The organism is Sphingomonas chlorellae (assembly GCF_056485145.1).
Map to the genome: position 1 here is coordinate 247,373 of NZ_JBQXXM010000001.1, position 24,017 is coordinate 271,389.

Consider the following 24,017-nt stretch of genomic DNA (forward strand, 5'->3'; position numbering starts at 1 on the left):
GGGACACGCAGCCCGGCGGGGGGGGGGCTATGGGAGCACACCACCACCATCGAAAATATAAATAAAATCGGTGGTTGGCGGAGCGGGAGGGAATCGAACTCCCAATTTCTAACCCGTTGGCCGACATCGACTTTTTCTGACATTTCGACTATAAAATCAACGGCTTGATTGTTGATTGTCGCTCTTGTTGGTCCCCATTGGTTCGCCACGTTCCGCGTCAATCCACGACTCAAACCGGGTTGGAAACCGGGTTGCTAACCGGGTTGCCAGCCACCCTGTAGTCGGAGGTTGGCATGTCCCGTTCCATTCACAAACTGACAGCCAAGCGCGTGGAGACCGAAAAGCGCGTGGGCAAGCATTCCGATGGCGGTGGCCTTTGGCTCTTCATCACCAAGGATGGCTCGAAGCGCTGGGTCTTCACCTATGAACGAAACAAGAAGCGCCGCGAAATGGGGCTTGGCCCTGCAAGCGACGTGGGCCTCGGCAAGGCCCGCGACCTTGCCTCGACTGCGCGAGACCTGCTTGCCCAGGGGATCGATCCCATAGAGGCACGCCGCGCCGCCGAAGCAGAAGCCGAGGAAGCGGCACGGCAAGCCGAGCGCGAGCGCGTCGGCCCCGTCCTCTTCGGGGCGTTCGCCGACGGCTATATCGATACGCACGAGGAAGGCTGGAAGAACCCGAAGCATCGGCAGCAATGGCGCAACACCATCAAGACGCATGCCGCGTCGTTGTTGGAAATGCCGGTGCAGGACATTCTCGTCGACGATGTCGTCGCGGTGCTGAAGCCGATCTGGCGCACAGTGCCCGAAACCGCGAGCCGCCTGCGCGGCCGCATCGAGAACATCCTCGACGCAGCAAAGGCGTCAAAGCACATCCATGGGCCATGGGAGAACCCAGCACGCTGGCGCGGAAACCTCAGCCATCTTCTTCCCAAGCGGCGCACGAAAAAGCAGGTCCGCCACCACCCGGCCATGCCCTTCGAGGAGTTGCCGGCATTCTGGAAGCGGCTGCGCTCCAGACCCGCACTGGCAGCTAGAGCGCTTGAGCTCACGATCCTTTGCGCGACGCGAACGAACGAGACGCTCCGCATGCGATGGTCGGAAGTTGATCTCGACACGGGAGTTTGGACCGTCCCCGCCGAGCGCATGAAGATGGAGGTCGAGCATCGCATCCCGCTCTGCAATGCGGCCGTCACCCTGCTGCGGGACATAGCCCGCAACTCTAACTGCGATCCCGACGACTTCGTCTTCAAGGGCGCGAAAGCAGGCAAGCCACTCTCGCAGATGGCGATGACCATGGTTCTTCGCCGCATGAAGCTCGGGCACTTTACCGTTCATGGCATGCGGAGTTCCTTCCGCGACTATATGGGCGAGATGAGCGACCATCCCGAATCCGTGGTCGAACAGGCCCTGGCGCATCAGGTTGGGGACGAGACGTCGCGCGCCTATCGCCGCGGCGACGCCTTCCTGAAACGGCGCGTCCTGATGAACGACTGGGAGGCATATTTGCTAGGATCGCGAAAGCGACCTGCGCGCGTCTCCAAGATCGCAAAGCGGGCGAAGGCCGCATAAACCGTCATTTGCTCTTGGCTTCGATGATTTAACCGGTCGTCTGAACGTGCAAATTTCCTGCTCAGTGAATATGGACAAACCATCGAATGTTGCCGCGGATGTGATGTCCGCCTTCCCAGTCTCTTGCTGCGCTAACGACCAGCCTGGGCCTGTGCGATCCAGTCAGATACTTCCCGCTCGCTCCAGCGCGCGGCTTTCGGCGTCAACTTATATGGCCTCGGGAATCGGCCCTCGGCGACCAGTGAATAGATCTTCGATTTCCCGAGCCCGACGCGGCTCTTGACCTCCGCGATCTTGAGCAACCGGTCTGAGGAAGCACCGTTCTCGCTCATTTGCCGCGTCCAGCAAGGCCCTCGCGCGCTTTGGCGAACCCGCGATCGCCAGACAGGAACGCTGCGAGCATGTGAGGGATGAGCTCGACCGCCGGTTCCTCAGTGCCGTATGCCTCGGCATAGCAGCGGGCATAGTCCTGGAGCGCGTGATGGAGGTCGGGCGTGATGCTGATCGTGAGCTTGACCGGCGTGCGATCGGGAAGCTTCTGCAACTTCAGGTCTGGCATTGATCACCTATTCGACTGGAGGGGCGAGTACGAGATCGCGGTGCACAACGAGCCTAACCGGCGTGCCGGGACGGATCGTGATCGTCGGCTGGATCTGGAGATTGCGCGAGGTGAGCTGGTCGCCCGCGCGGGACACGTTCTGCTGGGTCGACTCCCGGATCGCCTGCACAAGGTCGCTCTCGCCGGTGAAGGTGAGGCTTGAGCCGACGCCGAGAAGCGTCGAAATCGCCACTCCTTTGAGGATCGTCCAGGTGTGGAAGTCGACTTTGTCGGCGAGCCCGGCATAGCCGGCGGGGTCGGTCGCCGGCACATTCTCGATGCGCAGCGAACGCCCATCCGGGAAGATGATGCGCTGCCAGACGACCAGCGCGCGCTTTTGGCCGAACGCCACCACGCTGTCGTAAGTGCCGATCAGGCGCGCGCCCTGCGGGATGAGCAGGAGGCGTCCGGTCGCGCTGTCGAACACCCGCTCGGTGACCTGCGCGGTCACTAGCCCTGGAAGATCGGACCGGAGGCCGGTGATCAGGCTGGCGGCGATGACGCTGCCCGCCGAAAGCAGATAGGGGGAAGCGGCGGCGCGGACGACATGCGGATTGATGTCGCTCTCGCGATCGCGTCCCGACACGAAATCCGCCTTGCGCTGCTGGGCGTTGGGATCGCGGTCGGGGTCCAGCGCGAGCCTGGGAACACCGCCGTCGCCCTCTGCTCCCGGCGCAATTGGGGCAACGGCCGCCGCCGGTGCCGGCCGACCGTTTGTCTGCACCAGCAGGCTGGACTCGCGCGCCGCCTTGCGTTCGGCCGCGACCTGCTCGCGCGCCGCTTGCGCAGCCTGCTCGGGCGTCGGGCCTTGCGGCGTCGCCGACTCGGTCGCCATCGCCTGCTGGTGCTTGAGGATCGGGCGGCCGAGATCGCCAGGCAGCGGCGGCCCGAGTTTCGGCGCGTCGCCATAGCTGGTTGGGAGCGCGCTCAACGTGTCGCTCGGCGGCTTGGCAGGCTCGCTGCCATCGCTCTGCTCGCCGACCAGATGGAAGCTTCTCGGCTTGAGCGCGAACCAGGCGGTGGCGACGAGCACCGCGATCGTTATCGCCGCCAGCGCGACGATCAGACCACGCTTGAAGCGGATCGCCGGCGCTGGGCGGGCGCGCAGGACGAGGGTCTCCGGGTCGACCTTGGGCGGTGCGCCGGCCTCGCCGGGTGCGGCAGTATCGCTCATCACGACCTCCGCCCGCTCGTGCCGGCGCGGCTGATCCGCACGACCTGCTGACGCTTGGTGCCGAGGCGCAGCTCGGCCGTATCGAACAGCCGGTCGACGACGTAATAGCGGCCGCGCAGCCGGTAATTGACGAGCTGCGCCTCGCCTTTGCGATCGACAAGAAACAGTGGCGGCGCTTCCCCGACGCCGAGCGACGGCGGAAACTCGATGAACGTTTGACGCCCATCATCGAAGGCGCGCAGCGGCCGCCAGCTCGGGCGGTCACCAGAGATCTCATAAGCGAAGTTGAGACTCTCGACCTCAAGGCCAGCAGCGACGGGCGCAGCCGCTTCGGCCGCCTGCTGCGCCCGGCGGATCGCAAGCAGCGCGTCCTGTGGGTAGCTCCACGACAGCGCCGCCATCGCAGGCCCCGCGGTGCTCGCAAGGGCGACGTGGTAGGTCCGGCGGTCGGTCGTGATCACCATATTGGTGGCGAGCCCGGCCGAGAATGGCTTTACCAGCACATGGACGCGCTTTTCCTGTCCGGTGCCGCTGCTCGTATCGCCGATCACCCAGCGCACCGTGTCGCCGCTCGCGACCGCGACCAGCGTCTCGCCAGGCTGGAGCGCGATGTCGGTGACCCGCTCCGGTGCCGTATAGACCCGATAGATGGTGCCTTCGGAGAAGGGATAGACCGCGGTGGCGTTCACGAAGTCGGGCCGACGCGGCTCCAGCGTGGCGTCCGCGTTGGCGCCACGCACTGCGCTCATGCTCTGCATGGGCGGGGCGCCATGGTGGCGGGCTGTCTGCCCGCCCGATGCGGGTGCCGGGGATCTGGCCTGCGCTGACGCCCCTGATGCGGCGATCGAAGCGGCGGCGGAAGCGGCGAGCGCCGCGAAGAATAGCTGTCGATTCATTGCCTGTTCTCCGGGACTGTGGCGGATGTCGGTTCGGCTGCCAGGTTGGGATCGAGCGGCGATCCGAGCGGCAGGTTCGGGTTGAGAGTCTGGGCCGGTGCCGCGGTGGGCCCAGGCAGGGGCGCGGGATCAAGCTCGCGGCTCCAGTCGATCGCGTCGACATAGATGCCGAGCGGATTGCGCCGCAGCGTCTCGGCCGAGTTGGGCGGCTTGCGGACGATGGTCAGGATGCCGGTCCAGTTCGACGTCCCGGTCCGCGCGCCGCGCTCGAATGCCGTCTCGGTCCATTTGACCTGGAACGAACGGTCGGAGGCGCGCACCACGCTGGTCACCTGGACCGAGACCGTCTTCTCGCCGACGCCGCCGAACGGGTCCGCTGAGCGGGCATAGTCGCCGAGGAACTGCGCGCCGCGCTTGGTGACGAAGTCATAGGCCGAGAGCCAGTCGCGCCGCATCAGGACGGGATCAAGCGATACCGAGCGGACATGCTCGATGAAGCGCGCCAGGTGCCATGCGACCTGGGCGTCGGTCGCCTGATAATCGCGCTCGGCCTCGCTCACCGCCCGAGCCTCGCCGAGCCGGTCCACCGCGACGACATAGGGCACGACCTTGCTCTGCAGCGACTGCCAGACGAGTGCTGCGGACATGCCCGTCGTCAGGAACAGCCCGCCGAATGCCATCAGCCGCCAGTTGCGCGCCTGCACGCGTGCCGCGCCGATCCGTTCGTCCCAGAGCTGCCCGGCGCGCTGGTATGGCGTCTCGGGCTCGGGCGTGCGCCCATAGCGCTGGACGCTTCGCTTGAAGCGCATGACCTATTCCTCCTTTTCCTTGATGTCGGGGGTTGCCGAGGCGCCACCGCGGTCGCCTTCCTTGATCGTCTGGAGCGCGACATGGCGGTGATGACGGGCGTCCTGCTGACGCCGCATGGCCTGGGCCCAAGACGGCGGGGCCGCCTGCGCGGACGCCGGCGCCTCTTGCGCCCCGCCACTGCCGGCGAGCGCGGACCATGCCGCCGTGCGCCCGGATTCCGCTGCTTCCCTGAGGCCGAACGCAGAGCTCGCACGCTGCCGGGCCGCGCCGGCCGTCGCCTGGGCGACGCCCTTGAGGCCGGCACCGATGCTTGAGGAGCCGGACGCCTCCTGGCCGAGCGTGTAGGCCGTCGATGCAGCCGAGCCCATTGCGGTGCCGGCGCGGATGCCGCCGAGCGCGGCACCGCCGGCGAGCCGCGCTGCGCCCATCGCGGCCCCGCCGCCCAGTGCGACCACGCCGGCGGCGCCGAGGCTCGTGCCGAGCGCGGCGCCCGCGCCGAGCTGGGGCGCGCCGGCCACGAGACCCGAAGCGATACCGGGACCGAAGATGCCGAGGCCGAACAGCGCCAGCGCGCCGAGCGTCAGGCTCATCGCCTGGCCGAGATCGGGCTCCTGTCCCTGCAGCGAGGTGGTGAACTCGGCGAAGAAATTGGAGCCGATGCCAACGATCACGCCGAGCACCATCACCTTGATGCCCGAGGAGACGACATTGCCGAGCACGCGCTCGGCGAGGAAGCTGGTCCGGTTCCAAAGTGCGAAGGGCACGAGGATGAAGCCCGCGAGGCTCGTCAGCTTGAACTCGATGATCGTCACGAACATCTGGACCGACAGGATGAAGAAGGCGAGGATGACGATCACCCAGGCGAACAGCAGCACCGCAATCGTCAGGAAGTTCTCGAAGAAGCTGACGAAGCCCATCTTGCTCGAGGCCTGCTCGAGCAAAGGCCAAGCGGCGGAGAAGCCGGTCGATGCGACCTTGCCCGGCCGCAGGAGGTCGTCGGCCGTCAGGCTGCCCCCGCCGGCGGTCAGGCCGGCCTGCGCGAATGACCTGAAGATGATGTCGGCGAGCGTCGAGAACTGGTTCAGGATCAGCGCGAAGGCGCCGATGTAGAGGATCTTCTTGAGGAAGCGGCCGATCACGTCCTGCTCGCCGCCCATCGCCCAGAACAGGCCGGCGAGCGTGATGTCTATGCCGATCAGCGTCGTGGTGAGGAACCCCACGTCGGGACCGAGCAGCCCGAATCCGCTGTCGATGTAGCGGATGAAGGCCTGCATGAAACGATCGATGACGCTGAGGTCCTGCACGGGCGCGTTCCTGTTTCTGTAAGGCAAGTGCCGCGGGGCGTGGCGGGGGAGCTTGGCCACGCCCCGCGGCGACGGCGACGGGAGGGGAGACCGCCGCCGCCTGCGACCGGCCGCGCCTATTGGGGCGTGTAGGCGTTGCCGGAGCCGAGGAATTTCTTGGTGGCGGCGCGCCCCTCCGCCTCGGCCTGGGCGCGCCGCGCGGCTTCGGTGGCCTGGGCGCGATATTGCGCCGCCATCATGTTCTGGATCTGGAACTGCTGCTTGGCGCTGAGCGCGAGCAGCTGGTTGGTCGCCTGCGCCGCCTGCAGCGCGCCTTCGGCGCTCTGGCTCTTGGCGGTGATCGCGTTCAGCGTCTGCGCGTCGGCCGCAACGTTCTCGGCCACCTGTGCCTGGACCGTCATCGTCTGGCGATACGCGGCCATCGCCGTATCGAGCCGTCGCCGGGCGGCGATCACCTGCTCGTTGGTGGACAGTGCTCGGCCGAAGTCCTGCGGGAAGAGCTGGCGGAACTGCTCGTCGAGGCCCGATACCCGGAAATCGAGGCCCTGCGCCTGGCCCATCAGCCGATCGATCTGCTGGAGCTGCTGCGTGATCGCCTGCAGCTCGGGGAAGTCGATCCGGCTCAGGTTCTTCGCTTGGTTGAGCAGCATCGTCGCCTCGTTCTGAAGCGAGCGGATCTGGTTGTTGATCTGGCTGAGCGTCCTCGCCGCCGTCAGGATGTTCTGGCTGTAGTTGCTGGGGTCGAACACGGTGATCTGGGCCGAGGCCGGCGCGGTGCCGATCGCCATGCCGAGCGATCCGGCCGCAGCGAGGCCGAGCGCGGCGGCGATGACATGCCTGCGTGCATTCGAACGGGAACGGGTCATGATCCAATCTCCTTGGCGGTCTGGGATGGGGAAGCGGGAAAGCGGGGGAGAAGGTCGGCGGCCCAGTCGAGCCCGGCATCGCGGAGGAAGCGGTCCGTAAAAACGTCAGCCCCGTGCCCGGCGAGCAGCGCATCGACGCGCTCGACCCATTCGGGACCGGACGCGCCGCACAGCGCGAGCGTCGCGGGTCCGAGCCCGAGCTCGAACAGGCGGTTGCCGCGCGCGGATTGCAGATAATAGTGGCGCTTGGGCGTGGCCCGGCTGACCAGCTCGATCTGGCGGTCGTTGAGGCCGAAGCGCTCATAGGCTGCGCGGCTCTGTGGCTCGATCGCACGATCGTTGGGCAACAGGATCCGCTGCGGGCAGCTTTCGATGATGGCCGGGGCGATGCTGCTCTCGGTGATGTCGGCGAGCGACTGGGTGGCGAAAACCACCGCGACATTCTTCTTGCGCAGCGTCTTCAGCCACTCGCGGATGCGCGCGGCGAACATCGGGTCGTCGAGCAGGCTCCAGGCCTCGTCGATGACGAGCAGCGTCGGCCTGCCGTCGAACCGCGCCTCTAGCCGGTGAAACAGATAATTGAGGACCGGCGCGACCACGCCGGCCTGAAGCATCAGCGCCTCGGTCTCGAAGCACTGCACGTCGGCGAATGCCAGCTTCTCGTCGGCGGCGTCGAGCAGCCGGCCATACGGTCCTTCGACGGTATAGGGCGTGAGCGCCGTGCGCAGCGGCGCCGACTGCAGCAGCATGCTGAGCCCGGTCAGCGTCCGCTGCTCGACCGGCGCTGTGGCGAGATTGCCGAGCGCGGACCAGACCGCATCCTTGACCTGCGGGGTCACCACGACCTTCTCGTGCGCGAAGAGGGCGTTCAGCCATTCGGCGGCCCAGGCGCGTTCGAGCGGATCATGGATGCGGCGCAGCGGCTGGAAGGCCAAGCCGACTTCGTCGCCATGGGCGCCGAGCGCATAATGCGAGCCGCCCATCGCCAGCACCGGCACGCGGGCGGAGAAGCCCATGTCGAACATGACGATCTGCGAGCGGGCATAGCGCCGGAACTGCAGCGCGATCAGGCCGAGCAGCACAGACTTGCCGGCCCCAGTCGGCCCCACCACCAGCATGTGCCCGACATCGCCGACATGGGTCGACAGGCGGAACGGCGTCGTGCCCGACGTCTGCGCGTAGAGGAGCGGCGGGCCGTCTAGATGGCGGTTGCCGTCGGGCCCGGCCCAGATTGCCGAGAGCGGCATCAGGTGGGCGAGATTGAGCGTGTGGACGAGCGGCTGGCGGACATTGGCATAGGCGTGACCAGGCAGCGACGAGAGCCACGCCTCGACCGCGTTCACGCCTTCGCGCACGCAGGTGAAGCCGAGCCCGTTGACGATCCGCTCGACTGCGCGGACCTTCTCCTCGACCCGCGCCCGGTCCGCATCGGCGACGGTGATCGTCGCCGTCAGATAGCCGAACGCGACGTGGTCGCCGCCGAGCGCCTGGAGCGCGAGATCGGCATCGACCACCTTGTTGTCGGCGTCGCTGTCGAGCAGCTGCGTGGGCTGGTTGTAGAGCACCTCGCGCAGCAACGCGGTGATCGACTTGCGCTTGTTGAACCACTGGCGGCGGATGCGGGTGAGCACCTTCGTCGCGTCGGTCTTGTCGAGCGCGATGAAGCGCGTGGTCCAGCGGTAGGCGAAGTCGGCGGAATTGAGCGCGTCGAGGATGCCCGGCCGGCTCAGAGCCGGAAAGCCGAGCACGGTCACGGTGCGCAGATGCTGGTCGCCGAGCCGAGGCTCGAGCCCGCCGGCCAGCAGCGTGTCGGCAAGCAGGGCGTCGAGGTACATCGGCGTGTCGGGCACGCCGACGGCGTGCCTGCGGCCCGAGACCGTGCCGTGGAGATAGGTCAGCGTTTCGGCATCGTCGAGCGCGCGGACCTCGGGCATGAAGCCGCCGAACAGGTCGAGGACGCGGTCGGTCTCGGCGGCGAAGCGGGCGAGCTCGCCGCGCCAGTCCCGCGTCCCCGCCTCGTCCGGCCGATCGACCAGTGCCCGACCGGCGGCCTCGCTGCTGTCGGGCGCCGGCAGCCAGACCAGCGTCATATAGTAGCGGCTCTCGAAATGCTCGCCCTCGGCTTCGAAGCCGGCGCGGCGCTCCTCGTCGACGAGCCAGGATGCCGGGTCGGGAAACCGGCTTTCGGGATAACCGGGCGCCTCGCGACGTTCGGCTTCGAAGAACAGCGCCCAGCCCGAGCCGAAACGGCGCAGCACATTGTTGGCGCGCGCCGAGGCGCCGACGAGCTCGGCCTGGGTGGCGCTTTCGAGATCGGGGCCGCGAAAGGCGAGCGTGCGCTGGAAGCTGCCGTCCTTGTTGAGGACGATGCCCGGGGCCACCAGCGCCGCCCAGGGAAGATGGTCGGCGAGCCGGTCGGCGGACCGCCGATATTCGTGCAGCGCTAGCATGCGAGATGGCCCTTCTGGCGAAGGTGACGAAGGAGCACGGGCGCGAAGTCGGGGTCACGGCGGGCGGCGAAGACGGCGAGGCTGTGGCCGACCGCCCAGAGCGCGATGCCCACCAGCCATTGCTGCAGGCCGAGCCCGATCGCGGCGGCTATCGTTCCGTTGACGATCGCGAGGCCGCGCGGCGCGCCGGCGAGCAGAATCGGTTGCCCGAGGCTGCCGTGGATCGGCACCTCGAAGCCTTCGATGTGCCCGCCGCCGGTCATGCGACGAGCGCCCCGCCGCCGAAGCTGAAGAAGCTGAGGAAGAAGGAGGATGCGGCAAAGGCGATCGACAGGCCGAACACGATCTGGATCAACCGCCGGAACCCGCCGGCCGTCTCGCCGAACGCGAGCGTGAGGCCGGTTACGATGATGATGATCACCGCCACGATCTTGGCGACCGGGCCCTGGACCGATTCCAGCACCTGCTCGAGCGGCTGCTCCCATGGCATGCCCGAGCCGCCCGCCCATGCCGGGGCCGGCATCGTCGCAAGCGCGAGCAGCGGAGCGGACAGGAAAAGGCGAGATGGTATGCGCAATCTGGACATGGTCAGTCTCCATGGCTTTGGGGTTCAGGGTCAGGGGTGAGGTCGACGAGGCCGTAGCCGCCGTCCGGATCGAGGCCGGCGAGCCGCGCGATCGTCTGCACGCGCCGCGCGGTGCCGCGGCCGGCGATGAACACGACGATGTCGATGGCCTCCGCGATCAGCCGGCGCGGCACGGTGACCACCGCCTCCTGCACCAGCTGCTCGATCCGGTAGAGCGCGGCGGCGGCGCTGTTCGCATGGACGGTCGCGATCCCGCCCGGATGGCCCGTGTTCCAGGCCTTGAGCATGTCGAGCGCCTCGGGGCCGCGCACCTCGCCGACGATGATCCGGTCGGGCCGGAGTCTCAGCGTCGAGCGGACGAGATCGGCCATGGTGACCGCCCCGGGACGCGTGCGCAGCGCCACCGTGTCGGGCGCGGGCGACTGGAGCTCGCGGGTGTCCTCGATCAGCAGCACGCGCTCGTCGAGATGCGCCATTTCGGCGAGCAGCGCGTTGGCGAGCGTCGTCTTGCCCGAGCTGGTGCCGCCTGCCACCAGGACGTTGCTGCGGTCGACGACCGCGAGCGACAGCCGCCGTGCCGCATCGGCCGACATGATGCCGTCCTTTACATAGTCCATCAGCGTGTAGAGGCGCGTCGCCGGCTTCCGGATCGAGAAGCAGGGGCCGAGCGATACCGGCGGCAGCAGGCCCTCGAAGCGTTCCCCGGCGCCCTCGCCGTGCGGCGGCAACTCGGCGGAGACGATCGGCCGGTCTGCGTGGATCTCGGTCCGGGCATGGCTCGCCACCAGCCGGATGATCCGCTCGACCTGCGCGGGATCGTAGCGCACCTGCGTGTCGGTCCGCCCTTCGCCCAGCCTGTCGAGGCGGAGCGCGCCGTCTGGATTGACCATGACCTCGAGCACGAGCGGGTCGGCGAGCGCCGCGGCGATGGTCGGTCCCATGGCGGTGCGCAGCATGGCGCGGCGGCGGCCTTCGGAGACCGTGTCGGATACGTTGCCGGTCATGCTCGGTCTCCCGTCGGCTGGTCGTGGCCGATGGTGCGCTTGCCCACGGCGAGCTGGCGGCCCACCTGGGCCACGAACTTCTCGAACCGGTCGCGGCCGACGGCTGCTGCGGCGGCGTCCGCGTCAGGGAGCGGCGCCGTCACCATCAGCTGATAGCGCACAAACAGCGACAGGCTTTCGAGCAGCACCTCGATGTCGCGCCGGGCATGCTCGATTTCGCGGCTGATCCGATCGAGGCGGACCTTGAGCAGGTCGTCGATCTGCTGCGTGCCCCGCCGCGCCAGCCAGTCCGCGAGCGCGTCGTTCACCAGCCGCGACTTGTTGCCCGCGGTGCCTGCCGCGAGCGATTCCAGCGCATTGCTGAGCTCGCGGTCGATATAGAGGTTCTGGCGGACCTTCATCGTCAGAGCCCCGGCACGAGATCGTGATCGCTGCCCTCGTTGAGGGCGTAACCGCGAGCGACGGCGCTGAGGCCGCGCGCCTGGTCCATCGCGCGCTGGTCGGCCGCGATGTCCTCGTCTTCGATCAGGGCAGTCGCCGGATCGGGCACGGGTTCAGCCTTGGCGACGGCCTGTTCCGGCAGGCCCGGGTGACGCTGCTGCTCGAGTCCGCCGTCTTCGGCCAGCTGCTCCGCTTCCTCCGTCTCGCCGAGGCGCGCATCGGGTCGGCGGACGATGCCGAACCAGTCGTCGGCACGCGCGGCCGGCCGGTCGGCATAGGAGCCGTCAGCGAGCCGGGGCGGCGGCGCGACGCGCGGGGTGAAGTTGCGGTCAGCGAAATAGCGCAGCTTGTTCGCACGGATCGGCGCCAGTCCGGACACGAGCACCAGCTCCTCGTCGGGAGCGAGTTGCATCACCTCGCCGGGAGTCAGCAGCTGGCGCGCGGTCTCCTGCCGGCTGACCATGACGTGCGCGAGCCAGGGTGCGAGCCGGTGGCCGGCATAGTTGCGCATCGCACGCTGCTCGGTCGCGGTGCCGAGCGCGTCGGAGATGCGCTTGGCCGTGCGCTCGTCATTGGTCGCAAAGGCGACACGGACGTGGCAGTTGTCGAGGATCGAGTTGTGTTCGCCATAGGCCTTCTCGATCTGGTTGAGGCTCTGGGCGATCAGGAAGGCGCGGATGCCGTAGCCGGCCATGAAAGCGAGGCTGGTCTCGAAGAAGTCGAGGCGACCGAGCGCCGGAAACTCGTCGAGCATCATGAGCAGCTTGTGGCGGCGGCTGCCGGCCTCGCCCTGGTCGAGGCGCTCGGTGAGCCGGCGCCCGATCTGATTGAGCACCAGGCGCACGAGCGGCTTGGTCCGGCTGATGTCTGAAGGCGGAATGACGAGGTAGAGCGAGAGCGGCCGCTCGGCTTCGATGAGATCGGCGATATGCCAGTCGCAGCGCGACGTGACCTCGGCGACGGTCGGGTCGCGATAGAGGCCGAGGAACGACATGGCGGTCGAGAGCACGCCCGAGCGCTCGTTCTCGCTCTTGTTGAGGAGCTCGCGCGCGGCGGAGGCGACGACGGGATGGACCTGCGGATGCTCGGCGCTGCCGAGATGGTTGGTGGTCATCATCCGCCGGAGCGTGGCAACGAAGCTGCGCTGCGGGTCGGACAGGAAGGTGGCGACGCGGGCGAGCGTCTTCTCCTCCTCGGCATAGAGGATGTGGAGGATCGCCCCGACCAGCAGCGAGTGGCTGGTCTTCTCCCAATGGTTGCGCCGCTCCAGCGCGCCTTCGGGATCAACGAGGATGTCGGCAATGTTCTGGACGTCGCGGACTTCATTGGGGCCGCGGCGGACCTCGAGCAGCGGATTGTAGCGCGCTGATCGCGCGTCGGTCGGATTGAACAGCAGGCAATGCGAGAAGCGCGCACGCCAGCCGGCGGTCAGCTGCCAGTTTTCACCTTTGATGTCGTGGACGACCGCCGAGCCGGTCCAGCTGAGCAATGTCGGCACGACGAGACCGACGCCCTTGCCCGATCGGGTCGGCGCGAATGCCATGACATGCTCGGGTCCGTCGTGGCGCAGATAGCTGCCACCCAGGCGGCCGAGCATGACGCCAGCGTCCCGCAGCAGGCCGGCACGCGCGATTTCCTTCTGTGTCGCCCACCGGGCCGAGCCGTAGGTGGTGACGTGCCGAGCCTGTCGCGCCCGCCAAAGCGAACCGAAGATGGCGGCGCCGCAACCGATGAAGCCGCTGGCGCCCGCCAAAGTGCCCGCACGGTCGAACACATGCGGCGCATAGGCATCGAAGTGATACCACCAGGCGAACAGCGCCCATGGGCGGTAGATCGGCAGGTGACCGAAATGGAACCAGGCCGGCCCAAGCTCGGGCTGATAGGCGAGCATCGCCGCCGCCCATTGGGTCGCCGACCATAGCCCGGCGAGGACGATCGCGAAGACGACGAGGATCTGGCCGATGAGCAGTTTGGTGGGCGTCACGTCGAGGCTCCCGCCGGTCGACGGGAAGTCGATCCGGACGGGCTCAGAGTCCGCCTAAGCGCTTGAAAACAGAATGGCGCTGATGCGCCTTGATGGGCTAGGTACAGCTCGATTCGGGAACAGTTGTCCGGCCGGTCGGCTTTATCACAATTCCCGATTGAGCCGGCAGCTGGCTGCTTCGTTCACGGTGCTGTTCCGCGCCCGTTCCCACGAGGGATTCCCACGATGGGGCTGGCGTGTTAGTCTCGCCCGTAGGGGCGATACGGGTGGTGCGTTAAAGGTCGATGGCAAGAAGTGATCTCCTTGTTTCGCTGGTCAAGGCAGGCGCTTCGGGCGATCGATCCTCATTGACCTCTACGGTCGAGGCGATTGTCGCGGAAGAACGGGCTAAAAGCCATCATGTTCTAGCTGATCGGCTTCACCGCGCGCTTCAGTCGGTTCCGGTCACCCCCTCGAGCGAGCTTCGGCGCGCTGGTGCTGCGGGCCGTGATTTCGTGATCGAATCCGAGCCGCGTGCTACGCTTGAAAGCCTCATCCTCACTCTGCCCGCCGAACAGCTTTCCCGGCAATTGATCGAGGAGCAGCGGCGTGCCGATCTTCTGCGCGCGCAGGGTATGCAACCGCGCCATCGCGTGCTGCTTTCAGGCCCTCCGGGCAACGGAAAGACTTCGCTCGCCGAAGCGATCGCGGAGGCCGTAGCCGTTCCGCTCCTCACTGTGCGCTATGATGCATTGGTTGGCGCATATCTTGGTGAAACCAATGCGCGCTTGGCGCGCCTGTTCGAGTATGCGCGGGCAACGCCTTGTGTCCTGTTCTTCGATGAGTTCGACGCCGTCGGCAAGGAGCGTGGGGACGTTCACGAGACGGGCGAAATCAAACGCGTCGTCTCGTTCCTCCTCATGCAACTCGATCAGCTGCCAAGCTACACGATCGTCGTGGCCGCTACGAATCATGCCGAGCTGCTCGATCGGGCAGTCTGGCGGCGGTTTCAGCTTCGGATCGACATGCCCACGCCATCAACTGAGGCAGTCGCCGTGTTAATCGAGCGATTCTTCGATTCCTGGCCCGAAGACCCGGGGGTCACTGCCAAGGCAGTGGCTACCCGGATGGGACAGACCAGCTTTGCCGAGGTGTTCGAATTTTGTCAGAACATTCGACGGCGGCACATTCTTTCACAGGGGGGCGAGACGCTGAAGAGCGTGCTCGCGCAAGAGCTTCGGCTCTGGACGACGAGAATAAGACCGGAGAGCGATGGCGAATCCACCAGAACATCCGCTGTTACGGCTGGGGGCAGCGACGGCGATCGGACGACGAAAAGGCGGCGGCGCGCCGATCGCTCGCAAGTTTAGCCCCGGCGATCAAGTCGCAACGCCGGGCGGTCAAAAGCTCCAGCACCTGAGCGACCAGCTTCAGGCCAATACGTCGACGCTCCAGATCCGCGCGGATCCCAATGCGCTTGCCCCTGAGCGTCTTCTCGTTTTTGAGCTCACCGGAAGCGTTCTCGCCTTCGAGAAAGCGGTCAGGTTGGTTCCCGGTCTCGAGTTCCTCGGTGCTGAAGATCTCGAGGAGGACGAGTTCGATAAAAACCCCGCGCTTTATCTGATGGTCCCGTCGGAGGGCGCGCTCCGAAATATCGTTACACTCTGGCGAGGTTGGCAGCAAAACGGCACGGTGCCTCCGGGCTATAGCGCTTGGAAGGCGCTGCTCTCCCAGCTTCGCGATGTGCGACCGTGGGGGCCGCAAGACCGAATCACACCTGCCGACTTCGACGTCCTAACGGCGGAGGTGAACGCGGGAGCCGCAATGGTCCGCGTGGAGATTGAGCTCGTCTTCCGCCACAATGGCGAGGTGACCGAGGCCCAGGCTAGACAGGCTGTCGATGGGGTGGGCGGCGCGGTCATCGCCCGATCCCGCATCGCTGGGGCGGGATACCATGCACTTCTATGTGATGTCCCGGGGGGCGCCCTTGCCGCCGCTCTTGCGCGAAATCCTGCGGGACTCGCGGGAGAAGAGACAGTTCTTCAGATTCGGCCACAAAGCGTCCTGCAACTGGTGCCACTTGAAGAAGTTCCGGGCGGCCCGGAGGGAGCGGCGCCCGCTCTGGCAGGTGATCCGATTGCGGCCATCTTCGATGCGGTCCCTCTCTCCGCGCATCCGCGTCTCGCTGGTGCCCTGAGCGTTGACGATCCCTTTGCCTTGGAACCGTTGGCAGTAGGCCCGCGCAAGCATGGCACTGCTATGGCGTCGGCCGTCGTCCACGGAGACATCAATCAGACCTGGGATCGCCCGCTCGAACGCCCGATCCACTTCGTCAACATGATGTATGCGACCGCTGATCCTGCACATCCCGAGCGCTTCCCCGATCGGTTGCCGGCGGACCTGTTCGAGGAAGCACTGGTCCGCATGCGCGACGGCGACGAGCCGACGGCGCCTCACGTCATTATCATCAACGCCTCTTTGGGCGATGCTAACAAACCATTCGCAGGACGGATTTCGGGCTGGGCTCGAGTGGTCGACTATCTCGCGAGCAAATATGGCGTGCTCTTCATCATAAGCGCCGGCAACCATCACGACTTGTTCGAGACCCAGAACATGACTGCGGGTCAATTCGAGACGTTGGACGCAGCTCAGCGAACTCGCGTCGCCTTGCAAGCCAGCGCATCTCAAATCGCAACGCGGCGCATCCTCGCGCCCGCCGAGGCAGTGAACGCGATCACCGTCGGCGCGCTGCACGCGGACAATTTCATCAATCCGGTGCCGCTTCCCGCCTACACGTTCGATGTTTGGGCCGACACCGGGCTCTGTACAATTTCCAGCGGTCTCGGCCCTGGCTATGGAGGAGCGACGAAGCCGGACATTCTTGCCCCCGGCGGACGCCATCATGTGAGACTCGCGCCGCACGGCGATCATCATCGCCTTCACCCGCTTACGACAAATGCGGGAACGTTCGGTGGTGTGGCGGTCGCCGCGCCGCCATCTGCCACTTCGCTCGGGCCGAACGTGATCGCGCGTTCGGTTGGCACGAGCGTTGCCGCAGCGCTCGCGACCGGTGTCGCTGCCAGAGCGCATGAGGCCCTTGAGGCGGCCTATCCCGACTTTGTCGCATTGCCCAGCGCGCAGCGCGCGGCTTTGCTCAAGGCACTGCTGGTGCACGGGGCTCGGTGGACCGGCGCGAAGGACCTGTTGATCGAAATCCTCGGCCCGGCCGACAATCGGCAGCATTATCGCCAGAAGGACAACGTCCGGCGTTATCTCGGATATGGCGCATATGATCCTGAGCTGATCATCAATTGCGCTGAGGATCGTGCGACGTTGTGGGCAGTCGGCACACTCAATGCGGATCAGGGGCGGCGCTTTAGGATCCCCTGGCCGGCCGCGATGAGCGGCAAGGCAAAACCGCACGGCCTGCATGCCACACTGGCGTGGTTCAGCCCCCCGCGGCCAAGTGCCGTCGCCTACAGGGCGGTTCGCATGAAGATCGTCGAGCCGGAGCAGTTGGGGGCCGCAGGCATCAAGGCCGGCGGCATCCCGCAGCCCGACCCGAAACAAGCCCACAAGGGAACAATTGTCCATCGCCGGTGGGAAGGCGATCGCGCAGCGGCTATCGCCGGCGACGGCTTCTTCGAACTCGACGTTCAGAGAGAAGCCGACGATCTCGACCAGGCGACCAACTTTGCTCTCGTCGTGACGTTGGAAATGCCGGGCGAGGCTGCAGTCTACACCGAAGTACTGAACCGGGTCGCCCTCAAGCCAGTGGTGGCTGTTCCCGGCTGATGTGTGAACAACCTGCGGGTCGGCTGATTGCGAGGTCGAGCCGAACTACAGCTCTGCTGCAGCCCGCAATTCTTCGAGCCTCTCGCGCGAAACCTGCTCGACGTTATCACGGAGTGCGCGCACGCATCCTAGGATCGCGTTCAGCTCCTCGACGCTGATCTCATAGGCCGTCGAATACCGGGCCTCGACATATGCGCGCTTGAGCAATTGGAAGCGCCGCCGATCGAGCCGGCGTTCGCGGGGCCATGCCTCAATCAGTCGCGGCTCGTTGTCCTCGGCGAGTGATCGGAGGAATTTTATGTTGTGCGAGCGCGGGAAGTAGAGCGTTCGCACGAGCAGGAAGCAGATGTAGGCGCGCTCTACCGCTTGGTGCAGCGTGAACGCGGCATCTTTGAACTCCGCCTCACCGATGTAGAAGTTCGCGCCCTTTATCGCGCTATCTACTTTCTTCAGCCACTCGCCGAAATAGGCCTGCGCCATCTGATAGGCGTCGGCCGGCGTGAGGGGCATCGGCGTTGCCAAAGGGTGGCAAGGCAGCTCGTAGAGGATGATCCCGTCGCGGGCGATATCGACCCAGAAATACTCGCCGCGCTTCAGCGACTGGTTCACTTCGTCGAGCGAGTGGACGATGATATTGACCGGCCGCGCAATTTCGGCGTCGCGCAGGATGCGATCCTCGGCGACGTACCAGTAATGCGCGATGTCGGTGAGGTCCTCGTGGTTGACCACCACCAGCAGATCGAAATCGGATTGGTAGCCATTCTCCGGCTCGTCGACCCAATCGGTCCGTGCATAGGAGCCAAACAGGATGATCTTGAGGATCTTGCCGTTCTTGCGGCTCGGCGTGGTGGCCTTGCCGATCGCCTCGGCAAACTCCTCCATCAGCACGCGCTGGACACGCTCCAGCTCGCCCTGTTGGGTCGCAGGCAGGTGATCGACATCTTTCCTCATCAAGAGGAATCTTCGACGAGCGCCTCCCTCTTGGCAAGCACAGGTTGTCGTTAGAATGCTTTAGGCGATATGGTTCGCGCGTTCGGCGGCGCCGGATGGCCGTTATCGGCGCGCGTTCTCAAGCGCGGTTCTCACAACTTCCGGGGCCGTCGGACACCTTTTTGCACTAATAATGGCTGTCTGGCGGCAGGTTTCCGACGTTTCGCATCGAGCGTACAGCGAAGGACGGCGCCTCTAAATGTAATGGCGGAATGGCAGGGGTGGCAGATCGCCAACCGGCGCCGCCGTCAGAATATCTCCAACCGCGTCAGCGAATTTAAGCGTCACCGGGAGTCCGTCCGCGAACACGCAGGCATTGAAGTTGATCTTGGTGAGGCCGAGCACATCGCCCATCACCCGTTCGAGGTCTGCTTCGCCGCGATGGATTTCGATCAGCAGCGGATTGGGTACCTCCCAGCCGGGATAGGTCGCGAGCCGCGGAATGAACCCTTTGGTCCAGAGATAGCCGAGCCGATCGCTAGTCAGGTACGCCGTGCCGCGCTGCACCGGCTTTTTGCCGAGGCGGAACAACTTTAGTTCGCTGGTGGGACGGATGCGAACGCCAATCAACTGCGTCTCCTCTGGCACCGCCGAGGAAAATCCCGCCCATTCCTCGTTACTGAACCGCGCTTTGCCGTGGATGAACAGCTCGGCAGGCGCGTGCCCATGCAGATCGCGGTAGGCATCGACGACCAGCTTCATCAGCTCTGCCGCCTTGTCGCGCGTCAGATGAAACGATCGGTCAGCCTCCGAATACCAGGGCCCGACCGCGCCGCGGAATACGACGCCATCACCACTATCGAGGAACATCTGCGCGCCGCAGCAGGCATTGGCACCGCCAAGCGCGGTGTCGTCCTTCTTGAACACCAGCCCGACATAGCAGACACCGGGTCGTACATCGGCGAGCCGCCACGGCCGACCGCTCGCCTTGAAGAAGGCTGTGGTGCAAAGATTCCAGGCGATCGTCGCGGGATCCTGCGTCGTGCGCTGCTGCCGGCCTTTCTCGTCGACAAAAGCCTCGGGCGTGAGAGTCGTGTCGCGCACGATCTGAATCACCGCCTTCTCGTCGAGAAGCTTGGCTTTCAGTTGATGATGGAAGTTGAGTTCATAGCGATAAATCTCCGCCGCCTCCCTGTCCTCAGGAAACAGCGACCCCATCTCAAGCACCTTCTTGCCCGCCTTGCGCCCGAGATAGGCGTCGCCCGTGATCCGCTCTTCGCGCGGCACGGTCGATTTCGGGCGGCCAAAGCGGTGGACTTCTTCGGGGATCACCACGAACCACATCGTCGGCGGTGCTTCCTCGTGGCGCAGATAGCGCCGGATTGGCGCTTCGAACAGGCTGACCGCCTTGGCGATTGCCTCGTGTCGGTTCTCGATCCGGATTGCATTAGCGAGCGCGTCGGCATCGACCGTAATTTCGGTCATTGGCCGTTCCGGCCAGCGCGTCTCGAACACCGCTTCGAATCCCGGCCAGCTGGCATGGTGCGCAACCGTTGCATTGGCGGAAGGGATATGGCCGCGGATGCGCTGCGACCAGGTTCTGAAACAGGCCAGGCCCGTCGCGGTGCCGATGACGCCGATCCGCATCTCGGCGGGGTGACCGCTACCGCCAAGCGGGCCGAATAGGAACAAGCCGTCCTTTGGGTGCTCCAGGCGTTGCTGATAACCGAAGCTCAACATCGGTTCGGCGAGCTGGCGCAGCTTGATCGCGCTCATGCCACCACCTCCTCCTCGTCGAGCTCATCGAACGGACTGGCATCTTCGCCATCGTCGAGCAAGTCGGCACCGGTCTCACTGTCGACATCACCGTCGCCGTCTGCCTCATCGAGACTGGTAACGCTGTCGCCGACGATTGTGGTCGGAACCTCGAACAGGGCGAGCGAGCCCGCAAGCGTCATCTCGGCGCTTCCACCCAACGGAAGGGTGATCGCGTCCTGGCCGTCAGCAAGAAAGGTGACGAAGCCGCACAGCAGCGCGCGCCATTGATCGTTCCACCAGTTCTTGCAAAAGCTCTTGCGCAGCCGCGCCATCTTCACCTTGCTATCGATCGGTGTGACGCCGTCGGTCGTGAATACGACCTGCGGCTTCAGCTCGAAATGCCATTGCCGGCCGACAACCGGATGGATGCTGACCGCGAAGCTCCAATAGACATTGCGCTTGATGCTGCGCCCCGACAGGCGCTTGCGCCGCTTCTTGCCGCTGCGGTCGGTGAAGACGATCGTGTCCTTCTCGATAAGTCCGCGCGGAACATAGAAGGCGCTACCATGCGCGAACTCGTAACGCCGCAGCCCTTTGGCGAGGACGAAACGCTCCCAGGCCTGGCGCAGCAAGTTGACCATCATCCGCCGCGCATCGACCCCGCGCAGTTCGGGGCCGCCGCTGGGTTCGCCCCTCAGAAACTTTTGCAAATCGATGTCGTAGGCTGGCTCGACCGCGATGTCGGGGGTCTCGGCATCGACGATCTCGGCCGCGCGCGCGAAGCCGAATCCGAGCCGGTCCCAGGGCACGATTGGTGTCCCGAACTTGCCGAGCTGCTTCGCAACCGTCTTCGGTTCGGCGCCGTAGCGGCAGAGATGTGCCTGTGCGGGAAGCGCGCGAATTTGCAGCCAGCTGCCCTCGACCTGCTCGGGCTGGTCAGCAATCGCCGCACTCTGTCGCAGCCGGAAGTTCCGAAATTCTGCGATACCCTGCGCTGATGCGCCTTCGGCCTTGTCAAGGGCACGCTCATCGAGCGCTTCGAACAGCCGGTGCAGGCCATCCGCCCAATTGCCGTTAAAATTGATGGCATTGAGTCGAATGACCTGCTCAGGAAATTCGTCGAACGGAAGATCGTCCAACCGGACCGGGATAATGAATCGGGGATTTTGCAGCTTGCGCGAAGTCGCCACCGCCAGCGCGATCTCATCGAGCACGCCGGGTTTGGTGACCGAGGCGCGCGAAAGGACCAGCACTACAACCCCGGCATGGTCTTTAATCGCGTCGCCAATGTCGCGCCAGAACGGCTCGCCACCAACTAGGCGCAATAGGTCGCTCCACACCTGGTAGCCCGCGCCGATCAACCGCGTGCCGAGCCATGCCGCAAACTCATTGTCTTCGGGATTGGCGTGGCTGATGAACACTGTCTGCCGCACGGGTGGCTCTGTTTCCGCGCTAATCTCATCGACTGTATGGGCATCGCTCATAGCGGCATCACAACATCGGGGACTCGCGGCGACAAGTTATTTCGCTACCATCCGATGTGTTATTCACGCCGTTAGATCACGGGGCGCCGAAAATAAGGAAGTTTGTTGCCCCGATATCGCCCAGCATGCGCACGCACCGTTTCTCGCCCTCACAATGGCTCTTTAGGTTCAGCCGGCTTGCCTTTGGTCGCCTCAAGCTCGTTATCATGCTCTTCGACCCATTTCTCGAGGTTTTCGAACAGCTCGGGCCACACTTTGTCATACTCGTCGTGGAATGTGCCCATGCAGAGGAGCATTGCGTCGAGGTGACGGTCACCGTGAAGCTCCATCCAGCGATTTGAGAAAACTGTCTCATACTCGTCGTGGTCGATTTTCGAGTAACCGCTGCAAAGCCCCTCATAGTTAGGATGCGCGCTTTCCGACAGGTCGGCATAGAGCGCGATGATCCCTGGATATCGCTTCTCGCACTTCTCGAGCACGGTGACGATGTTGGTGGCGCGTGGAAGCTCATCGTTGTTGCGAGAGCCTAGAAGTAGGGTAGCAGTCTTCTCGCCGAAGGCGTGGAAATCCAATTTCCCGTCGAGAACCTGCTGCATCAATATGTTCAGGTAGACGAGCGTCGCCAGGGTTTCGAAGGCGCTGCGGAGAAGGATGCGCGCGCCAAGTACGTGCCCTTGCTGATAGAGTGCATATGATTGTTGCATGAGGTCGTGCTGGCGCCAGAAGGTCGCCTCACGCAGCATAAGGCTTCGAAAGGTCGCCTTCCATTTGTGTGCGACCGGGCTCCGTGCGAGGAGACCGCCTACCGGGATCTTCTCAAACAGGCCCTTCTCCCAGTTCGCCAGATTGACGGCGACCGCATCGGCAGGTGTTTCGGCCATTATTTCGGGCCCTCCCCAGCTTCATCTGCAAACGTCTCTGCTTCGCCTTCAAGCGAGATGGCTGTGTGCGACATATAGGGCTGGAAGTCAGGCAGCAGGGACATGATGCTGCCGTCTGGTTCCAGGAACTCGTGATTGGCGCCCGGTATCAGATCAGGGTCCAAGGGGATGCGAGCGTTTGGATTGTGGAGGACGACCATGCCCTCCACCCAGCTCTCGCTGTACTCAGGCGCCGACACGTCATGTTCAAAGACTGTCGGCAAGGGACCGTCGGGTTTTCCCTCGCGACGAGCCAAGCCGGCGCGCAACATGCGGACCCGCCGATCGCCGAAACCCGCAACATAGCCGAGCCGGTTGAACTTGGTCAGGGTTCCCAGCGGATTCAGAATTACCGCGCTCACATTCTCCGATTCGGGCAGGCGGAAAAAGCCGGATGGCTCGCGCGCATTTCCGAAGACGTGTTCCTGGATCATCTCGATCTTGCGCTTGCCCGCGACGATCGAATGACGCACGCCGAAGACATACTCAGTTGCGATCGGCACGATCCGGGTCATCGCCGCGGGCACGTGGAAATCCTGCAAAGCGATAATGAAGGGCGCGTCGTCGACGCCTTTGGCATCCCAATATCGGTTCTTATGATAGAGCTTGGCCTTGAGCGACCGCGCGAAGCGTATCGGAACATAGCCTTCCAGATAGGCCCTGATCTCTTCGTCCGTCTTGGGGCGCGGTACGTCGATCCCCTGCGGTCGATTGACGGTGGTCGCTTCAATGGCGAGCCGGCCCAGCAATCCGCTGAGCACTAGATCTGGGACGGCAAACTCAGGCTGGCGTGCGTACCCGAGTTCGACAAAAGTGGCGTATAGGTACAATTCCCAAAGCCTGGCGTCGAAGCCGTTCGTCTGAAATTGCTCGATGAAGTTTCCGTCGGCATCCTCGTGAAACCGCATCATGGCGGCGATCAGTTCGCGGGACGGTGAGAATCGGGCTTGTTCCAGCAATGTGACGAAAGACGGGTGTCGGCGCTCCGGACGCGCGTGGGGCGCGAAAAAGTCGACGGGGGACCCTCGCTCATCGCCCTGATAATATTCCTCATCTGGCTGCTGATGATGGCGCTCCAGCGCCTGACGCAGCGCCTCACGCGCGTCTGCGAAGCTCGGCAACGAGACGTCCTGCGCAATTGCGCGGAACCGCGCCTTGCGATCACGACCGAGCACCACCCAGCCGTAGTCACGATCAATTCTGTCCCAGACTACCAAGCCTAGAAGTCGTTCATCCGCTAATGTGAACCACGCCGCCTCCTGAACAAGGGCGAGGATTCTCGGCACACGAACATAGCCCGCGAGCGCATCGAACCGCTGTTTGCTGATCTCATGCATCTGGAGGGGGCGCTGATAATTCATACATATTCCGAACTTATGAATGGCTGCTGCTGCGCCCCCGCAACCATAATCGCCGCACATTGTGCGGTGAATAGCGCCCCTATTCGCCGCATGCCTTCGCAGGCGG

21 protein-coding genes are annotated in these 24,017 nt (G+C 64.9%); 3 read left to right on the forward strand and 18 right to left on the reverse strand.

Going from position 1 to position 24,017, the window contains the following annotated elements:
• Window positions 1-293 precede the first annotated feature (293 nt).
• Window positions 294-1,571 carry a tyrosine-type recombinase/integrase gene (locus ACT3CF_RS01165; protein WP_478419890.1) on the forward strand — a complete coding sequence of 426 codons (1,278 nt, stop codon included), beginning with the start codon at window positions 294-296 and terminating at the stop codon, window positions 1,569-1,571.
• A gap of 131 nt (window positions 1,572-1,702) precedes the next feature.
• Here ACT3CF_RS01165 and ACT3CF_RS01170 read toward each other — a convergent pair whose 3' ends face one another.
• From ACT3CF_RS01170 to ACT3CF_RS01230, 13 genes are all read right to left on the reverse strand, one after another.
• Window positions 1,703-1,903 carry a helix-turn-helix transcriptional regulator gene (locus tag ACT3CF_RS01170; protein WP_478419892.1) on the reverse strand — a complete coding sequence of 67 codons (201 nt, stop codon included), beginning with the start codon at window positions 1,901-1,903 and terminating at the stop codon, window positions 1,703-1,705.
• The gene (locus tag ACT3CF_RS01175) at window positions 1,900-2,130 is read right to left on the reverse strand and encodes a DUF2274 domain-containing protein (RefSeq protein WP_478419893.1); all 231 of its coding nucleotides are present in this window, start codon (window positions 2,128-2,130) and stop codon (window positions 1,900-1,902) included. Before ACT3CF_RS01175 ends, ACT3CF_RS01170 begins: the two co-directional genes overlap by 4 nt.
• Before the next feature lie 7 nt (window positions 2,131-2,137).
• Window positions 2,138-3,343, reverse strand: a complete 1,206-nt coding sequence (locus tag ACT3CF_RS01180) for a TraB/TrbI/VirB10 family type IV secretion system protein (RefSeq protein WP_478419894.1) — start codon at window positions 3,341-3,343, stop codon at window positions 2,138-2,140.
• Complete coding sequence (trbG, locus tag ACT3CF_RS01185) at window positions 3,343-4,101, reverse strand: P-type conjugative transfer protein TrbG (protein ID WP_478419895.1); 759 nt, start codon at window positions 4,099-4,101, stop codon at window positions 3,343-3,345. The genes ACT3CF_RS01180 and trbG overlap by 1 nt, the downstream gene beginning before the upstream one ends.
• Window positions 4,102-4,235: 134 nt before the next feature.
• Window positions 4,236-5,048 (reverse strand): conjugal transfer protein TrbF, encoded by an 813-nt coding sequence (trbF, locus tag ACT3CF_RS01190; protein ID WP_478419896.1) that lies wholly within the window; start codon window positions 5,046-5,048, stop codon window positions 4,236-4,238.
• Between the two features lie 3 nt (window positions 5,049-5,051).
• Entirely contained in the window at window positions 5,052-6,353 is a 1,302-nt protein-coding gene (gene trbL, locus ACT3CF_RS01195; RefSeq protein WP_478419897.1) for a P-type conjugative transfer protein TrbL, read from the reverse strand.
• 116 nt (window positions 6,354-6,469) lie between these two features.
• Window positions 6,470-7,219 (reverse strand): P-type conjugative transfer protein TrbJ, encoded by a 750-nt coding sequence (trbJ, locus tag ACT3CF_RS01200; protein ID WP_478419898.1) that lies wholly within the window; start codon window positions 7,217-7,219, stop codon window positions 6,470-6,472.
• Window positions 7,216-9,669 carry a conjugal transfer protein TrbE gene (gene trbE / locus ACT3CF_RS01205; RefSeq protein WP_478419899.1) on the reverse strand — a complete coding sequence of 818 codons (2,454 nt, stop codon included), beginning with the start codon at window positions 9,667-9,669 and terminating at the stop codon, window positions 7,216-7,218. The genes trbJ and trbE overlap by 4 nt, the downstream gene beginning before the upstream one ends.
• Window positions 9,663-9,932 (reverse strand): VirB3 family type IV secretion system protein, encoded by a 270-nt coding sequence (locus ACT3CF_RS01210; RefSeq protein ID WP_478419901.1) that lies wholly within the window; start codon window positions 9,930-9,932, stop codon window positions 9,663-9,665. The genes trbE and ACT3CF_RS01210 overlap by 7 nt, the downstream gene beginning before the upstream one ends.
• Window positions 9,929-10,255 carry a TrbC/VirB2 family type IV secretion system protein gene (locus ACT3CF_RS01215; protein WP_478419902.1) on the reverse strand — a complete coding sequence of 109 codons (327 nt, stop codon included), beginning with the start codon at window positions 10,253-10,255 and terminating at the stop codon, window positions 9,929-9,931. Before ACT3CF_RS01215 ends, ACT3CF_RS01210 begins: the two co-directional genes overlap by 4 nt.
• Window positions 10,256-10,257: 2 nt before the next feature.
• Window positions 10,258-11,259 (reverse strand): P-type conjugative transfer ATPase TrbB, encoded by a 1,002-nt coding sequence (gene trbB / locus ACT3CF_RS01220; RefSeq protein WP_478419903.1) that lies wholly within the window; start codon window positions 11,257-11,259, stop codon window positions 10,258-10,260.
• Entirely contained in the window at window positions 11,256-11,660 is a 405-nt protein-coding gene (locus ACT3CF_RS01225; RefSeq protein ID WP_478419904.1) for a CopG family transcriptional regulator, read from the reverse strand. The genes trbB and ACT3CF_RS01225 overlap by 4 nt, the downstream gene beginning before the upstream one ends.
• A 2-nt stretch (window positions 11,661-11,662) precedes the next feature.
• Window positions 11,663-13,684: a conjugal transfer protein TraG gene (locus ACT3CF_RS01230; protein WP_478419905.1), complete on the reverse strand. Its 2,022-nt coding sequence runs from the start codon at window positions 13,682-13,684 to the stop codon at window positions 11,663-11,665.
• A gap of 284 nt (window positions 13,685-13,968) precedes the next feature.
• On the opposite strand from ACT3CF_RS01230, the gene ACT3CF_RS01235 reads away from it, so the two are divergent.
• Both ACT3CF_RS01235 and ACT3CF_RS01240 read left to right on the forward strand, forming a co-directional pair.
• Window positions 13,969-15,033: an AAA family ATPase gene (locus tag ACT3CF_RS01235; RefSeq protein WP_478419906.1), complete on the forward strand. Its 1,065-nt coding sequence runs from the start codon at window positions 13,969-13,971 to the stop codon at window positions 15,031-15,033.
• Window positions 14,936-17,458 carry a S8 family peptidase gene (locus ACT3CF_RS01240; RefSeq protein WP_478419907.1) on the forward strand — a complete coding sequence of 841 codons (2,523 nt, stop codon included), beginning with the start codon at window positions 14,936-14,938 and terminating at the stop codon, window positions 17,456-17,458. Before ACT3CF_RS01235 ends, ACT3CF_RS01240 begins: the two co-directional genes overlap by 98 nt.
• 45 nt (window positions 17,459-17,503) lie before the next feature.
• On the opposite strand, the gene ACT3CF_RS01245 is transcribed toward ACT3CF_RS01240, so the two are convergent.
• The 5 genes from ACT3CF_RS01245 to ACT3CF_RS01265 all read right to left on the reverse strand — a co-directional run bounded on the left by ACT3CF_RS01245 (window position 17,504) and on the right by ACT3CF_RS01265 (window position 23,911).
• Window positions 17,504-18,409, reverse strand: a complete 906-nt coding sequence (locus tag ACT3CF_RS01245; RefSeq protein ID WP_478419908.1) for a HEPN domain-containing protein — start codon at window positions 18,407-18,409, stop codon at window positions 17,504-17,506.
• 234 nt (window positions 18,410-18,643) lie between these two features.
• On the reverse strand, window positions 18,644-20,164 hold the full coding sequence (locus ACT3CF_RS01250; RefSeq protein ID WP_478419909.1) for an argonaute/piwi family protein: 1,521 nt from the start codon (window positions 20,162-20,164) through the stop codon (window positions 18,644-18,646).
• A complete protein-coding gene (locus ACT3CF_RS01255; protein WP_478419910.1) occupies window positions 20,161-21,630 on the reverse strand; it encodes a toll/interleukin-1 receptor domain-containing protein in 1,470 nt (489 codons plus the stop codon). The genes ACT3CF_RS01250 and ACT3CF_RS01255 overlap by 4 nt, the downstream gene beginning before the upstream one ends.
• Window positions 21,631-21,779: 149 nt before the next feature.
• Entirely contained in the window at window positions 21,780-22,511 is a 732-nt protein-coding gene (locus ACT3CF_RS01260) for a hypothetical protein (RefSeq protein WP_478419911.1), read from the reverse strand.
• Window positions 22,511-23,911, reverse strand: coding sequence for a hypothetical protein (locus tag ACT3CF_RS01265; RefSeq protein ID WP_478419912.1), 1,401 nt, complete (start codon window positions 23,909-23,911; stop codon window positions 22,511-22,513). Before ACT3CF_RS01265 ends, ACT3CF_RS01260 begins: the two co-directional genes overlap by 1 nt.
• Window positions 23,912-24,017: the final 106 nt, after the last annotated feature.

Bases quoted from the DNA above. Each gene is read 5' to 3' on its own strand.
- ACT3CF_RS01165 (WP_478419890.1), top strand. From the start codon at position 294: ATGTCCCGTTCCATTCACAAACTGACAGCCAAGCGCGTGGAGACCGAA.
- ACT3CF_RS01170 (WP_478419892.1), bottom strand. From the start codon at position 1,903: ATGAGCGAGAACGGTGCTTCCTCAGACCGGTTGCTCAAGATCGCGGAG.
- ACT3CF_RS01175 (WP_478419893.1), bottom strand. From the start codon at position 2,130: ATGCCAGACCTGAAGTTGCAGAAGCTTCCCGATCGCACGCCGGTCAAG.
- ACT3CF_RS01180 (WP_478419894.1), bottom strand. From the start codon at position 3,343: ATGAGCGATACTGCCGCACCCGGCGAGGCCGGCGCACCGCCCAAGGTC.
- trbG (WP_478419895.1), bottom strand. From the start codon at position 4,101: ATGCAGAGCATGAGCGCAGTGCGTGGCGCCAACGCGGACGCCACGCTG.
- trbF (WP_478419896.1), bottom strand. From the start codon at position 5,048: ATGCGCTTCAAGCGAAGCGTCCAGCGCTATGGGCGCACGCCCGAGCCC.
- trbJ (WP_478419898.1), bottom strand. From the start codon at position 7,219: ATGACCCGTTCCCGTTCGAATGCACGCAGGCATGTCATCGCCGCCGCG.
- trbE (WP_478419899.1), bottom strand. From the start codon at position 9,669: ATGCTAGCGCTGCACGAATATCGGCGGTCCGCCGACCGGCTCGCCGAC.
- ACT3CF_RS01210 (WP_478419901.1), bottom strand. From the start codon at position 9,932: ATGACCGGCGGCGGGCACATCGAAGGCTTCGAGGTGCCGATCCACGGC.
- ACT3CF_RS01215 (WP_478419902.1), bottom strand. From the start codon at position 10,255: ATGTCCAGATTGCGCATACCATCTCGCCTTTTCCTGTCCGCTCCGCTG.
- trbB (WP_478419903.1), bottom strand. From the start codon at position 11,259: ATGACCGGCAACGTATCCGACACGGTCTCCGAAGGCCGCCGCCGCGCC.
- ACT3CF_RS01225 (WP_478419904.1), bottom strand. From the start codon at position 11,660: ATGAAGGTCCGCCAGAACCTCTATATCGACCGCGAGCTCAGCAATGCG.
- ACT3CF_RS01235 (WP_478419906.1), top strand. From the start codon at position 13,969: ATGGCAAGAAGTGATCTCCTTGTTTCGCTGGTCAAGGCAGGCGCTTCG.
- ACT3CF_RS01240 (WP_478419907.1), top strand. From the start codon at position 14,936: ATGGCGAATCCACCAGAACATCCGCTGTTACGGCTGGGGGCAGCGACG.
- ACT3CF_RS01245 (WP_478419908.1), bottom strand. From the start codon at position 18,409: ATGAGGAAAGATGTCGATCACCTGCCTGCGACCCAACAGGGCGAGCTG.
- ACT3CF_RS01250 (WP_478419909.1), bottom strand. From the start codon at position 20,164: ATGAGCGCGATCAAGCTGCGCCAGCTCGCCGAACCGATGTTGAGCTTC.
- ACT3CF_RS01255 (WP_478419910.1), bottom strand. From the start codon at position 21,630: ATGAGCGATGCCCATACAGTCGATGAGATTAGCGCGGAAACAGAGCCA.
- ACT3CF_RS01260 (WP_478419911.1), bottom strand. From the start codon at position 22,511: ATGGCCGAAACACCTGCCGATGCGGTCGCCGTCAATCTGGCGAACTGG.
- ACT3CF_RS01265 (WP_478419912.1), bottom strand. From the start codon at position 23,911: ATGAATTATCAGCGCCCCCTCCAGATGCATGAGATCAGCAAACAGCGG.